The sequence below is a fragment of the Gammaproteobacteria bacterium genome (genome assembly GCA_016765075.1).
Taxonomy (GTDB): Bacteria; Pseudomonadota; Gammaproteobacteria.
In genome coordinates, this window is the sequence record JAESQP010000037.1 from 1 (window position 1) to 14,483 (window position 14,483).

Annotated in this window: 15 protein-coding genes; 7 read left to right on the top strand and 8 right to left on the bottom strand. The window is 47.5% G+C overall.

Translation table 11 applies throughout. The features are described 5' to 3' along the window. Positions 1–187, bottom strand: a 187-nt coding sequence (locus JKY90_02085; protein ID MBL4851059.1) for a bacterioferritin, incomplete at its 3' end; no start/stop codon positions are given. Between the two features lie 286 nt (positions 188–473). Here JKY90_02085 and ispG point away from each other — a divergent pair. Beyond that, positions 474–1,817, top strand: a complete 1,344-nt coding sequence (ispG, locus tag JKY90_02090) for a flavodoxin-dependent (E)-4-hydroxy-3-methylbut-2-enyl-diphosphate synthase (GenBank protein ID MBL4851060.1) — start codon at positions 474–476, stop codon at positions 1,815–1,817. Positions 1,818–1,956: 139 nt separating this feature from the next. After that, complete coding sequence (locus JKY90_02095) at positions 1,957–2,700, top strand: NERD domain-containing protein (GenBank protein MBL4851061.1); 744 nt, start codon at positions 1,957–1,959, stop codon at positions 2,698–2,700. 7 nt (positions 2,701–2,707) lie between these two features. Here the strand turns inward: JKY90_02095 and JKY90_02100 are convergent, their stop codons facing one another. Continuing rightward, entirely contained in the window at positions 2,708–2,908 is a 201-nt protein-coding gene (locus JKY90_02100) for a hypothetical protein (GenBank protein MBL4851062.1), read from the bottom strand. 225 nt (positions 2,909–3,133) lie between these two features. Here JKY90_02100 and JKY90_02105 point away from each other — a divergent pair, with 225 nt between their 5' ends. The 5 genes from JKY90_02105 (at position 3,134) to JKY90_02125 (ending at position 7,797) form a co-directional block, all read left to right on the top strand. Beyond that, positions 3,134–3,952: a VacJ family lipoprotein gene (locus tag JKY90_02105; protein MBL4851063.1), complete on the top strand. Its 819-nt coding sequence runs from the start codon at positions 3,134–3,136 to the stop codon at positions 3,950–3,952. A 49-nt stretch (positions 3,953–4,001) separates the two neighbouring features. Beyond that, positions 4,002–4,205, top strand: a complete 204-nt coding sequence (locus JKY90_02110; protein MBL4851064.1) for a CPXCG motif-containing cysteine-rich protein — start codon at positions 4,002–4,004, stop codon at positions 4,203–4,205. Between the two features lie 50 nt (positions 4,206–4,255). Next, positions 4,256–5,422 carry a ribonuclease D gene (gene rnd, locus JKY90_02115; GenBank protein MBL4851065.1) on the top strand — a complete coding sequence of 389 codons (1,167 nt, stop codon included), beginning with the start codon at positions 4,256–4,258 and terminating at the stop codon, positions 5,420–5,422. A 23-nt stretch (positions 5,423–5,445) separates the two neighbouring features. After that, entirely contained in the window at positions 5,446–7,323 is a 1,878-nt protein-coding gene (locus tag JKY90_02120) for an ATP-binding cassette domain-containing protein (GenBank protein ID MBL4851066.1), read from the top strand. 267 nt (positions 7,324–7,590) lie between these two features. Next, on the top strand, positions 7,591–7,797 hold the full coding sequence (locus tag JKY90_02125; protein MBL4851067.1) for a cold-shock protein: 207 nt from the start codon (positions 7,591–7,593) through the stop codon (positions 7,795–7,797). Between the two features lie 85 nt (positions 7,798–7,882). Here JKY90_02125 and JKY90_02130 read toward each other — a convergent pair whose 3' ends face one another. From JKY90_02130 to pilV, 6 genes are read right to left on the bottom strand one after another with little or no spacing between them, the layout of a single operon-like run. Next, a complete protein-coding gene (locus JKY90_02130) occupies positions 7,883–8,275 on the bottom strand; it encodes a type IV pilin protein (GenBank protein MBL4851068.1) in 393 nt (130 codons plus the stop codon). 25 nt (positions 8,276–8,300) lie between these two features. After that, positions 8,301–8,717: a hypothetical protein gene (locus JKY90_02135; GenBank protein MBL4851069.1), complete on the bottom strand. Its 417-nt coding sequence runs from the start codon at positions 8,715–8,717 to the stop codon at positions 8,301–8,303. Between the two features lie 24 nt (positions 8,718–8,741). Beyond that, entirely contained in the window at positions 8,742–12,317 is a 3,576-nt protein-coding gene (locus JKY90_02140; protein ID MBL4851070.1) for a hypothetical protein, read from the bottom strand. 53 nt (positions 12,318–12,370) lie between these two features. Next, positions 12,371–12,925 (bottom strand): hypothetical protein, encoded by a 555-nt coding sequence (locus JKY90_02145; protein ID MBL4851071.1) that lies wholly within the window; start codon positions 12,923–12,925, stop codon positions 12,371–12,373. A gap of 13 nt (positions 12,926–12,938) precedes the next feature. Then, on the bottom strand, positions 12,939–13,925 hold the full coding sequence (locus tag JKY90_02150; protein MBL4851072.1) for a PilW family protein: 987 nt from the start codon (positions 13,923–13,925) through the stop codon (positions 12,939–12,941). 5 nt (positions 13,926–13,930) lie between these two features. Next, positions 13,931–14,443 (bottom strand): type IV pilus modification protein PilV, encoded by a 513-nt coding sequence (gene pilV / locus JKY90_02155; protein ID MBL4851073.1) that lies wholly within the window; start codon positions 14,441–14,443, stop codon positions 13,931–13,933. Positions 14,444–14,483 lie beyond the last annotated feature (40 nt).

Consider the following 14,483-nt stretch of genomic DNA (forward strand, 5'->3'; position numbering starts at 1 on the left):
AAATACGCTCGATGATCTGATCGGCATGTTTCATCTCATCAATGGATTCTTTAAATTCCATTTTGCCGAGTTTTTTAAAGCCCCAGTTGTCATACATCCTGGCGTGCAAAAAATATTGATTAATTACCGTCAGTTCATTTTTTAATGCACCATTTAAAAACTCCAGAACCTTTGCATCGCCTTTCATCGCATGAACTCCTTAATGATATCACCACCTGTTTTTACGTTCAGATCGGTGAGAATTTAGTCGTATTTACTATTACCGTAAGACTAACATTCGGCAGCTTTTTGGTCAACTTAAGTTATTGTTTTTTAAAGATAAATAAGAATAATTTTCATTTCGATAACGTTTGTGTTTATGACTCATGTTGTGTGCTTCTTTACTCGCCTTTGTGTCCTGTTACAGTGCTAATCGTTTACAATGCGAAGGCGAATGGTTCGTGTCTAATAATCTGGGAGATAGTAGTAATAGCATGAGCAAGGTAGAGAGTGTGATACACCCCAAGAGGCCTGACCCCCGTGTCAAGCACGGGGCAGGCTCCGGGAAAGCATGGGATGCTTCCTCGAAAATACCATCGCATTCCCTTAGGGTGCAGCCGCGAGCGACAGTGGCAGTAAAAGTAGGCAAATATACCGTTGGTGCTGGCGCACCGGTCGTTGTGCAATCGATGACTAACACAGACACTGCCGATCTTGAGTCAACTGTGCAGCAAGTTGCAGAGTTGGCAAAGGCTGGTTCAGAATTAGTGCGCATTACCGTCAATAACGAAGACTCTGCACGACAAGTTCCCTATATTCGAGATCGTCTCGATGCTATGGGCGTTGATGTGCCGTTAGTGGGTGATTTTCATTTCAACGGCCACACCTTGCTTGAAAAACACCCAGCTTGCGCTGAGGCATTGGCCAAATATCGAATAAATCCTGGTAACGTCGGTAAAGGCAGTCGCCGTGACCCACAGTTTGCCAAGATGATTGAACTTGCCTGTCAGTACGATAAACCGATTCGTATTGGTGTTAACTGGGGTAGTCTCGATCAAGACTTATTAGCACGACTGCTGGACGATAACGCCGCCAGCAAAACACCAAGACCGCTTAATGAAGTGACTCATGCTGCTTTGATTGAATCGGCCTTGTCCAGCGCTGCCAAGGCTGAAGAGTTGGGTCTTGGCCATGACAAAATTATTCTGTCGTGCAAGATGTCAGGTGTGCAAGATCTCATCAAAGTTTATCGTGATTTGGCTGCTTGCAGTGATTACCCGCTTCATCTAGGTTTGACCGAAGCGGGTATGGGTACAAAAGGTATTGTCGCCTCGACCGCCGCGCTCAGCGTGCTATTGCAAGAAGGTATAGGCGACACCATTCGTATTTCGTTAACACCCGAGCCCGGTGGTGATCGCACGCAAGAAGTGTTAGTTGCACAGGAAATTTTGCAATCGCTAGGTTTGCGTGCATTTACCCCCACTGTTATTGCCTGCCCAGGTTGTGGCCGCACTACTAGCGAATATTTTCAACAGTTAGCACAAGATATTCAATCGTATTTGCGTCATCAAATGCCCGTTTGGCGTAAGCAATATCCTGGTGTTGAAGATATGACAGTTGCCGTAATGGGCTGTGTAGTAAATGGCCCTGGTGAAAGCAAGCATGCCAATATTGGTATCAGTTTACCTGGCACGGGCGAACGGCCTGTGGCGCCTGTGTATGTGGACGGTGAGCGTCATATTACCTTAAAAGGCGATCACATTGCTAACGAGTTTCAGAGCCTTGTTAGTGATTATGTTGAAAAGAATTATTCCGCAGCGCAGGCTAAAACAAAATAGGGTATAAGATAAAAAATTCATTCTAAAGGGCGCGTAGCACCCCAAAAGCCTGCCCCCCGTGTCAAGCACGGAGCAGGCTCCGCGAAGGCGTGGCCACACTCTAATATATGTATAGTTTAATTTTGTTTTAGGTAAGTCATTGGATTATTTTTTTCTACCACTGCAGGTTTTTTTTCAGCGCTTTTGGCTTGAGCCATTTTGGTTTGCGTTGCTAATTTTGACGCTGCTATTGCTCGCCTTGCTCATTCTATTGCCGGGTTTGCTTGATGCCTTACGCACGCGCAAGCGTTTAAGAATATTTAAGCGTATTGCCGATGACACCATGCACGATATTTTTGTGCCAGACGGTCTTGGCGGCGACGTTTATATCTCTCATTTGTTATTAATGTCGGATCAAATCGCGATTCTCAACGAGAAACCCTTCGCTGGCAAGATATTTGGCGATGCCAATGTTGATCAATGGACCCAAACAGTTCGTCAACGCAGTTTTCGTTTTGCTAACCCTTTGGTTGAATTACAGTCACAGACTATTGCGATCAATAAACTGCTTGGCCAGTGCTGTGCCAAGGGTTACCTGGTGTTTTCTGATGACAGTGAGTTTCCATGGGGCAAGCCAGAAAATGTTTATTTGCGTAATGAGCTAACTAAAATATTTGCACCCCAAGAGCACGCAGCCGATAGTCGGCAGCCAATACACGAGGCCGTGAAGCAGGCTTGGTCTAAATTACAGCAGCTTGCTATTTCCAGTAAGCCAGAAATTTCTCGGTATAGAAGCTACTTGATCGTCTCAATATTGATAGTGGCCGCTTTTTCCTTGTCTGGTTGGGCATGGTATGAGCAAGCTCCTGCATGGATACAATCGCGTGCAATTTTGCTTGACTAAAGCTTGGTTAAACTAGGGAAATTAACAGCCATACAAATAAAACTACTATGCCTACTGGCACGAGAACGCCGAGCCAGTCTTTGTTTTCAGCCTCGCTGCTTTGTTGAAAGGTTGCTTTGAGACCGGGCTTGAATATAAAGATTATTAATAATGCGGCGGCGCCAAAGAGTAATACTTGCCAGATGTTTGTGCCAGAACCTTCGATCATAAACGTTACCCCAAGTGATTATTTGAATATTGTATGCCAATATAGTCAAAACGTAACTACTCACCCACCTTGACGCAGACCCAGTGTCCATTATTTCGGCTAAAAGACTGCCGGAATGACGAATAGCTACTTTTATTCGGGTCAGGACACTACACTAGTCAAACTATATAAAAGCGTGATGTTTGATTGCGTACAGGGGATTTATGATTTTGCAGCCAAAAAATAATGATGCGCCCAGAAAACAAGAGAACAGTTAAGATGACGCTAGCAAGCACCTCCTTTTTTCGGTTTATTTATACGGCATTAGTGCTGTTAAGCTTTGTGCTGCCATTTTCATTGTATGCCGATGAGTTGCCAGAATTTGATGATGCTGAATTCGCCGACGATGATTTCTCTGACGAAGCCGTGTTGGCAGAAGAGGCAGAGTTCGATATTGAAGAGTTAATAGTCTGGGATCCACTTGAACCTGTTAATCGCGGGATTTTTTGGTTTAACGATAAAGCTTATCGTTATGTGATTAAGCCAGTTGCCAGAGGTCTGCGTGTTGTACCAAAGCCGGTTAGAAAGTCAGGTTCAAACTTTTTTTCAAATTTATTGACACCGATGCGCGTTATTAATGCCTTATTACAGCTCAAACTTAAACAAGCAGGCACCGAGCTGGCGCGCTTTGGTGTTAATACGACTATTGGTATTGTGGGTTTGTTCGACCCGGCGGACAAGCATTTCAATATCAAGAAACACTCGGAAGACTTTGGCCAGACCCTGGGCACTTATGGTCTTGGTCATGGGCTATATATTGTTATTCCATTATTAGGTCCTAGCAGTGCCAGAGATGGCATCGGTCTATTAGGTGATGCAGCGGTTGATCCTGTCTATCGCATTTTTAACAACCAGGATGCGTTGGCAGTTAAAGTATTTGATAGCGTTAATAATTTGTCTCTGGATAATGATACCTATGAAACCTTAACTGACGACTCTATTGATCCCTACGCGACGATTCGTGATGCCTATCTGCAATCACGAAAAAACAGTGTTGCTGAATAATTGACCAGAGCCGATTGACGTTTCACCAATACATAATAACCGGTAAATCATGACGGGTTGGCTCGATTGGCAAGATCAATGTCCCTACTGCGGCGAAACCATTACCTTGTATATCGACCCTGATAATAACGATAGTCGTTATATTGAAGATTGCTCTGTGTGTTGTCATCCCATTAATGTCACCGTGACAGGTGTCTATAACGAAAGTGGTTATTGTATTGAAAGCATCCTGCTTGGCGCAGAAAACGAATAAAGTTGGATCAAGGTATGCTAACCCACTAAAACACGCTATGCTGCGCCGCCATGCCAGACTCTGATAATTCCCCTGATTTCCTGTTTGTTGACAATACCGCTGCGCTGAACGATTTGTGTCAGCAGTTGCGTAACGATAGCTGGCTTGCTGTTGATACCGAGTTTGTTCGTGATAGCACGTATTATCCCGAGTTTTGCCTGTTACAGATTGGCAACCAAACACTAAGCGCCTGTATCGATGTGCTGGCAATTGATGATCTTGCGCCAGTGCTTGAATTATTATTCAACCCTGATTGTGTCAAAGTGTTCCATGCAGCGACACAGGATTTAGAGATTTTTTATCATCTCTGCCAACGTATTCCCCAGCCTGTTTTCGATACACAACTTGCTGCGCCATTATTGGGCTTTGCCGAGCAAGTAGGTTACGCCACATTGGTTAACCAAACCCTTGGTGTGCAATTAGCTAAAGGGCAACAGCGTACTGATTGGTCCAAGCGCCCCTTGAGCTATGCACAGCTTGACTACGCCGCAGGTGATGTGCGCTACCTTGCGCAGCTTTATCCTAAAATGCGCGATGGTTTAACAGAGCGTGGCCGAATCGATTGGTTAAGCGCTGATTTTGAGCAATTGGTCAGCATGGAAAAATACGCTATACCTATTGAAGATTCATGGCGCCGCATTAAAGCGACTAAAAAACTCAAAGGCACTCGCTTGCGTGCAGCACAACGCTTGGCCGCATGGCGTGAGCAAACAGCACGCAGTGCAAACAAGCCACGTAACTGGATTGTGCGTGATGAAGCATTAATCGACATTGCAACAGTGTTACCGACTGACCGAGACAGTTTGTCGCGTGTGCGTAGTTTAAAGGGACGCAGTGGTGAACGTTATTACGATGCATTGTTAAAAGAAGTGCAGGTCGCCAAGTCTGATCCAATGCCAGCTTCGGTGAATGATAAGCAAATGAATGCAGCGCCTGTCGATGCTGCTCTGGTTGATTTATTAATGGCCTTGGTACAACTACGCGCAGAAGAGCATGAGATAAATGCCAACCTATTGGCTTCACGTAAATCTTTAGAGCAGGCCTTGCGTGGCGACCAAGACAGTTTGGTTTTAAATGGTTGGCGGGCACAATTGATTGGTGATGACATTCAGCGCATGATCAAAGGCGAGCTTGCCTTGTCCATTCAAAATAAGCGCCTGGCTATTAATAGTATTTAATTGTACTGCTTGTTTTATTTCTTATGCTATTGAATTTACATAACGCCGTATTAGACCTTGGTGGCCCAACTTTACTTGATAATATTGATTTTCAATTAAATAAAGGTCAACGCGTCGCCTTATTGGGTCGTAACGGTTGCGGAAAATCCACTTTATTGAAAGTGTTGGCTGGGCAGCTTGCGCTTGATTCTGGCACAAGAAAAATCAACCAAGGCGTCACGCTGGGTTACCTCAGTCAAGCGGTGCCGAATGAGACACCTAAAACAGTTTATGAACTGATAGCGCTGTCATTTGGTGAAGCAGGGCGCTTGTTAGTACAGAGCCACCATGCCGCCGATGACGATCATGCGCATCATGCGGCGATGAGTGAAGTCGATACCTGGACGGTAGCTGCGCGTATCGACAAAGTGATATCACAGTTTCAGCTCGAACCCGAGATGCAATTTTCGGCTTTGTCTGGTGGTCGTCAGCGCCGCGCATTATTGGCCAGTGTTGTCGCTACTGAGCCAGATATATTGCTGCTCGATGAGCCAACTAACCATCTTGATTTAGACTCTGTGCTGTGGCTTGAAAACTATCTTGCTTCACGTCAAGGCGCCTTATTGTTTGTCTCGCATGACCGTGAGTTTATATCACGTCTGGCCAACCGTATTGTCGAGCTAGACCGTGGTCAAATGCATCAGTACGACGTGACGTATAAGAATTACCTCACCTTGCGCGAGCAAAGAGAGGAAGAAGAGCAACGGCATAATGCCTTGTTTGATAAAAAACTCGCGCAAGAAGAGCGCTGGATTCGTCAGGGCGTGCAAGCACGTCGTACACGCAACGAAGGCCGTGTCAAAGCTTTAAAAGCATTACGTGAAGATCGCAGCGAGCGGCGCAACAAGCAGGCCAGTGCCACGCTTAAGCTAGATGCAGGCAAGAAATCCGGCAAACTGGTTGCTGAAGTAGAAAATATTAATTTTAGTTATGACAACAAACCAATTGTCAGTGATTTTTCTACCTCGATTATGCGTGGCGATAAAATTGGTTTGATTGGCCCGAACGGTATCGGTAAGACCACCTTGTTACGACTGTTACTGGGAGACCTTACGCCTGACTCTGGCCAGGTCAAGCTAGGCACAAAAATCGAAGTCGCCTATCTTGATCAGCAGCGCAGTGAAATCGATGATGACAAAAGTCTGGTTGATAATGTCTCACTGGGCCGAGAGTTTATCGAAATCGATGGCAAATCGCAGCACATCATTGGCTATTTGCAAGAGTTCTTATTCGACCCCAAGCAAGCGCGGGCACGAGCAGGCTTATTATCAGGTGGTGAGCGCGCACGTTTGTTATTGGCGCGCTTATTTAGTCAGCCTGCCAATGTATTAATTCTCGATGAACCGACCAATGATCTCGATATTGAAACATTGGAGTTGTTGGAAGAGTTGTTATTGCAATACCAGGGAACGCTTTTTTTGGTTAGTCATGACAGAGCACTGTTAAACAATGTTGTGACAAGTTCATTGGTACTGGAAGGCGATGGACACGTGCTCGAATATGTGGGCGGCTATGACGACTGGTTGCGTCAACGCCCAAAAAAATCAGCGTTTAAAGAGGGCCAAAAAAAAGTCGTTAAAAACACTATCACTGCTAAACAAGTATTCACAAAGCAAGGAGGGCAAGGGGTAAAAGTGAAGCTGAGCTATAAAGACCAGCGCGAACTTGACACCTTGCCAGAGACTATCGCCAGTCTTGAAGCAGATCAGGACGCTCTCTATACCGAGTTATCGAGCCCGGATAGTCACGCAAACCAATCAGATCAATCAGATAAGGCGCGCAATATCACAAAACAACTTAAAGACATCGAGTCCAAACTAAATAACGCCTATGTGCGCTGGGAACAGTTAGAAGCCCTGTAGCTGTTCTGGCGTATTGATATTTAAGGTAATTTTGTCTGTGATGATGGTGGTTAATGCGCCAGAAAAACGACACTCTCTTTTGTTGGCCATGCCAGCCTTCTGTTTCGTCTTGGCGAGCCAAGGTTTTCAGTAATATACTCAAAAAGGATGCAAGCGCCCTATAAGCTTGCACCAGCGAGGAGAGGCTCTGTTACTAAAGCCATACAAAATGGCCGTACAAAATAATCAGAGCAGCTGTAATAATAATTAGACAGTAGGACTATGGCGATGACAAACGGTATTGTAAAGTGGTTCAATAATTCAAAAGGTTATGGTTTTATCTCACCCAGCGACGGCAGTGAAGATGTCTTTGTACATCACACCGCGATCGAAGGCACCGGCTTCAAGACCTTAAACGAAGGTCAAACCGTCGACTTCGAAGTGCAAAAAGGCCCCAAAGGTTTGCAGGCGACGAATGTTGTTCCGGCGGCGTAACGAGGGCGAGTCGTCTCCATATAACATATAGTTAGGCTGGTAGCAGCGATATTACGCTGCCAGCCTGGTGCCTTATGTGCTGTGGTTACCAGCAGTTGGCGGCGTCATTGCCTGTGGCGCCTCGTAACCCTGTTTGGTCAAGCGTAAACGTGTCGCAATCATCATCACTTGCCTGTGCGGCAATGGCGGTCGCAGTGAGTGTATAATTCGTGGCGTTGAGTGTGGCTGTGATGGTGTACTCACCTTCTGGCGAAGCCAAAGAAACAGGTGCTGGGCCAAGACAGCCAACATACGTGTTGGTAGTGGTAAAGCATCGCTCGAGTTGTTGCGCGGTGCTGGTTAGCGAGATAGTCGCATCTGTCCTCTTCGAGCGTGTCACCTGGTCAAAATAAGCCGGGATGGCGACACTGGCGAGTATTGCCACAATGACTACAACAATCATCAATTCAATTAAAGTAAAACCACTTTGGCGACGCATTGTTTTTTTGCCCGGGTTAATCATCTTAATCATCATTTTGGCTTCTCCGGCGATTTTTTCCTATATAGCCTTTTGGCAGTAGCCAGATCTCGGTAATTAGCTGATGGCTGCCACTTTGGCTGATGAGCTGATGGCTGCCGCTTTCAATGATGATCTGATGATTACCATTTTCGGAAGCGAGCTTGTAGGCGGCTTCTGTGCCGAGTTTTAGCTTTCGGTTTGAAACGGATTGCTTGCGCAAAGAACGCACGATGACTGCTTCGTCTAGTAAGAAAAATCTGTCTCCAATAACAATTGTGCCTGCGTCAGAGTTAATGTTGTCGATAGTGCCAATACCGGAAAACTCATTTTCCGCATAGTGGCTTGGCAGTGTTCCTGCCATGGAAAGGTTTGCTATTACCATTAGTAGGCTTGCGACAAGTAGGTTAATTTTCTTTATCATAATATTATCCAATATTAGTTAGTACTAACGCGCCAGTTCTTCCCAGGAAAGCCGTCCGGCATTCAAGCCGCCCAAGTCTTCAAATTCAAAACTATCAATAATATCGTTGGGGCTTGTTCCGCTACCGCTAGTATCTGTCGTTGCAATGGCGACCAGATTGGCCTGTGACGCTGGCGAGGTGCCAATTCCGGATATAGCGGTACCGGCTGCGCCGTTACCATTGATTTCATCGCCGCTGTCAATGACACCATCGCCGTTGATATCAAATGCTGCTTCATCGGGGCTGCTGCCGTCATTGAAGTCGGCGACCATAAGAAAGCTGTTACCACCACTGCCACAGGGGTCGCCATCCGGGATAGTGGTGACAAATATCACTCTTTCGCCCCTGACAATGGCGTTAGTGACAGAACGTTCGCCAGCCACCGGCAAAGTCATAAACCAGCCGTTATCATGCTCACCGTTATCATCATCGGCATAGCTGACGGGATTGCTGGTCAAGGTTCTGGCAGGAGTACCATCGAGAGTGGTGTCGGTGTCAATGATTTGTTCAACCAGGTCATTTTGCATCAGTTGCTGATCACTACCGTTGTCCCATACGCCATAGAATGCTTGTAGTGGCGCAGTGGTGGTGATATCAGCGGTGGTGAGGTACTGGCCGGTGCCGAACAGTACGAGAGTATTGGGTTCGCGGCCCGAGGTAGGGATATCCGGGTTGCGAACGATGACAGGAGCCGTGGTAATGGGTGAGTTGTCAGGGGCGCTAAACAATTCCTTGGGTGTACCACCCTGTTCGTAAGCAACGCCCCACAGGTTTGTGTTTGAACCGGATATATCAAATGCCCACATATTACCTTCCAGATCACCAGCGTAAACACGATCGGCTGTGCCGTTACCATCGCTGTCGATGACGGCTGGGCTGGCAAGACCATTACGGTCAATGGTGGAGCCAACACCGGTAGAGATTTTGATGTAATCGCTGTTGATAGTCCAGGCACCGTCTATACCACCTTCGAGGAAGACAATAAACAACGCTGCCTGGCCGCTGCCACTATCGTTGTAGCCGTTACCGAATATCGCTGCCCACTGACCATTATCAAGTGGCACGATAGAAGGTTGGCTGAAGGTGAAGCCTAAATCGGGATCGTCAGCGCTACTGAATTCCCACAGCACTGTGTTGGCTGGTGCAGGGGTTGTCTCGCTAAACGTGGGCTCGGTAATGTCCAGGGCGAAGATTCCTCGGCCACCACTGCGTGCACCGCCGACCAGTATGGTTTTCCAGCCAGCATCGTCTCCCACATAACTTTCAATATAAACATCCGCAATGGACGGGGTTAAATCAACATAGTATTGATGCGCATATTGTTGATAGGTTAGATAGTGAAGCCCTTCATCCACTGCGGTGGAGGAGAGAAACCCTGGCACATAGGCCAGCAGTTCTTCACCGCTGTTTTCGGCAAAGCCATGCAACATACCGTCGTTGCTGCCAACGTAGACAATACCGCTGCGGTTGGCTTCTGCTACCCTGAAATTGCTATAGGGTGTGGTGCCAAAAGATTGATGCAGGGTGTCGGGCCAGTTAAAGTTGGGTGCACCGACAAAAACGGGGCCTGAATGGACAATGTCACCGAGTCGGCTGTTGCGATCACGCAGGTTTTTGTCATCATAGTCATCGCCTCCCTCAGTGACGCTGCATGCGTTACCTGTGCTGTTGGCTTCGCAACTGCGGTCACCGCGCAGATATTCCAGACGTGCGCGCGCCGTGGCGTCATTGGGTGGACTACCGTCGGCGTTCGTGCGCAGATCGTTTTTCTGAGCAATGTCTAAGTTCGCCCACTGAAACGGTATACCGTCGTTTGTCGTGGCGCTGTACGTGAGTATAGTGCGAGGGGCATTGGAAAGAATGCGATCAGTCAATACCGTGCTAGCAGACCAAGTGGGGGTGTTACTGATATCGCCACTCACTGGATCCAGAGCAAACGAGAGCAAGTCACCACTCCAACTGTCACTGTTGAACAGTGCCAGATAAATCTCTGAATTTGTACTCAACGAGCTGGTATTAAATGTCACAGCAGCCGCTGAGCCAGTAATGGCGGAAATCGAACCGATCACGGAATTTAGGCCGTTGATAAGCTGTTGCGGGTTTCCGGCATTTAAAAATTCGCCACGACCGTTCCAGGCGGCATGACGCATATCATCAACCGTTGTCAACTGATTTTCGATAGGCGTGGGCCAGCCGGTTCCGTTTGGCGGGTTACCACTTAAAGTTCCATTCAGACCAAAGGCAACGGTGAAGGTTTTCATATGCTGATGCATGGTGTTGTCAGGCAAGCCGGTAGGGTTAGGGTCGAGCGGTGCGCGTGGTACGTTGTTGGCAAGGCTGCTATTGAGGTCACGTTCATAGAAATGCATGGCGACATCGGCCAGTGTGTTAGCAATGTCGTCATTAGCATCGGCATAGGAGCCGCCGTCAAAACCGTTGCTACTGTCAGCATCGGTATTGCCAACCGAGGGACTGCCACCGCTCCAAAAACCATCTGACATGATAATGCCAAAATTATGCTGGCACTCACCGCCTTGTGCGGCGTTAAGTATAGGTGAGTTGCCCCAGTTACTATTATTGCCCTCAAAATAATCACCCACTCTCTCAAGCCCGGTTCTTAACGGTGTGGCACCAGCAGAGCCAATGGTAAACAGGTTGGTGAGCAGGTTGTTTTTATTGGTTTGCGCCGTCGGATTCACAGGCAGACTGATATTATTGATATCCAGTACTTGAGCACTGTCGGAATCCTGGACACCGCCGGGATCACTGCTACTACCATCATCATTTATGACGCCCAGCCCCATTCTCGCGCTGGATTCAACAATGATCTGTGACAAGGCGCGTTTGACGATGTATTCGCGTTTACGATAATACGACCACCAGTTGGCATAGTTTTGCTGCTCGGCTGGGCTGAGGACATTAGTATTATTGACGGCGACCCCCCCTGTATTAGACTCGGCAAATATATCACCACATTCAGCTGCCCCAGTATTTGGACCCCCGCCGGGGCCATCGTATGCGCGATCCTCATCGATATCATTCCACTCGAAATAGACGTGATTTGTGATGTTCCTGTTCTCGGGGTTATAGGGATTGAAGCGGGCAGTGGTCAGTGTCAAATTGCTGTAGGCTTCGCCGTTAGAGTCTGTTCCGGACCAAGGCGTATATTGCACAGTGTGGTCGTAGGCCTGAATATTAAACCCACGACAGACCATAAGCCGTTCAATTGGAGTGTCAGGTGTTATATCAAGATTCTCGCGAGGCAGACTAACACCTGCAACGTTAACGTCATCCCCTATGGTGGAGCCTGGAGAAAACGTACCCGCATTGAGCAGGTTTTCTGCACCCATACTGCCCGAGTCATCGATCATAAAGGCGATGTTAGGCTGCACGGAATTCGCAAGGAATAGCGGGGTATCGGCCAGGTTGCCCGGGCCGGCATAATTTATTGGGGCGTACAGCGTTAGCATGGCAAGGGTGGATGCTGAAAAGAACACCTTGATTTTATAGGCGATTTTATGAGCCATTGTATTCACTGGCGTACTCATTGCTGTATTCATTGTGGTTACCGTTATAGGGTTGCTTGATATCAGGGTTATATGGGATAAAATCATTAGAAGATTCTTCCGTAATGACTGCGCAGCAATACTTCTGCTCCGCCTGCTGCTCCCCCTGCGCCACGCGCTGTGATGCGAAACGTGGTGACATCCCCAGATGTGTTATTAGGCAAATTCAGCGCCCCTCCTCCGCTTGAGATGGAGCCGATTTCTTTAATAAAATATTGCGCGCTATTACTACCCTCGGGCGCCGTCGCAACGACGTGATTCGTTGTTGTGTCGTCCCAGGTGATTGCGGCGCTGTAGTCAGGCGCGGTGGCATTCAGACCATAAAGCCCGTTGTTTCCCGTTAGCGCTGCTGTTGCAACAATGCTTTCCAGCCAGTTTTCAGCCTCGCGTAACGCGGCCTCTGCCGATTGCAAGGCAACATTTCTGTCAAGGGTGGCATGTGCCATTTTTTCTTCAAGCGAAGAATGGTTCATCGAGCTGATGCCAAGCAGCGTTAGCACCAATAGCATTAATAAGCTGACAACTAATACGGCACCTTTTTGTCTTCGCGGTGACAAATGCCCGTGTTGACGAATGGGTTGATTGATGGCTTTATATTTCATGCTGTGTTCTCTTTTAGATTACGCGGTTTCTGAGAGTTATGGTGCTGGTAAACACCTGGTAAAGTCGATTATCGGTAGTGGTTGATGTGGCGCCATTAAAGGTGTAGGACTGAACCGATGTTGCGATGTTGTCGCTGTCGCTTTGTACTAACAGTGATATTTGTACACTGACGACATTTTCCATATCAACATTGTTTGCGATAACGTAATAGTTTGCTGTGCCGGATGCGTCCGTGTCTTCGCCATAGAGCACTTGCATGCTATTAATGCCACTCACCAGTTCGGCACCATTGCGAAATAATGCCGGTTGACCATCGGTACCATTTGCAATGGTGTAGACCAGCGTTTGAGTGCGATATATTTGAGCGTCATCTATATATATTTTCGATAAAGGCTGGGTAGCATTACCCGGTGTACCCGTGCCGGTATTGTGGACTAGCGTGCCGCTGGTGCTAGGGTTGGCATTGGTAATTTGAAACATATCAGCTTGTTGACAGTCGCTGACGATAACGATGTCGCCTTGTGACAAGCCGTTGCTGGTGGAAGTTTTGATGTTGGCGCTTGATGTCGGGCCGAATGGTGATGCAACACTCAGTCCTGCACCAAACACGCTGCGTATAACGATTCGGTCAGAGTTATTAATGCTGCCGACATCATCATCCGTTCCCTCAATACCACCATTATTGAAAAAGAGCGCTTCACTGTAGCTATCGTCAGTGCCATCTCCGTTGCTATCGAAGTCGAAATTGAGGTGGTTAGTCAGGCTGTTAGTGCTACGTGTGCAGCCGAAAAACCCGGCCATACGCAGATCTCTGGTGAGAAACTCCATGGCGAAGCGACCACTTTCCTGTACCCGCGACAGGCCTTCGTGAACACGATAGGTTTGCTTGGTTGAGGCAAAGACTTGTATGACACCGGCGAGCAATAACAAGCCAATAGTGATGGCGACCATTAGCTCGATCAATGACAAGCCTCTTTGATTTATTTTTAAGAGAGACATATTTTTCAAGGCCTAAAGCTCGTAAAGAACAGTTGGTTTGGAGTGGCTGCGTTGCGATCATCATCCCACCACAACTTTACTGCGAATAAATTTGCCGACGCATCACCATCACAATCATGATCGGTGGCACTGTCGCCATCGTTAGGTGTGCTGTCAACACAGATGACTCCCTGCCCTCCGGGCAGGGCTTGAGTGAGGCTTGCGTTCCATTGGGACATATCATTTTGTGCCAGTTGTGCTGCGGTGCATCCCGCTGTGGTGAGGCAACTGGCCGTTGGCGTAGCGGCTGGAAGATGATAGTTAGTGGTGGCGTTGGTGATGTTGGCGCGAACTCGATCAGCCATATCATAGGCCAGTATAGCGGCCTGGCTACTCTGCAAAGAGGTTTGGTTGGCTCTCAGGCTAGCGGCTTGTAAGCCTGCTAAACCCAGCAAGCCGACGGAAAGTATAACAAGGGCTACCAGCACTTCGATGAGTGAGAACCCGCTGAGCTGATTTTTGTTGGTGATATTATTCATAGTGATGTTGTCTGTAAGTTCGCTTGTAATAAATTAGGCT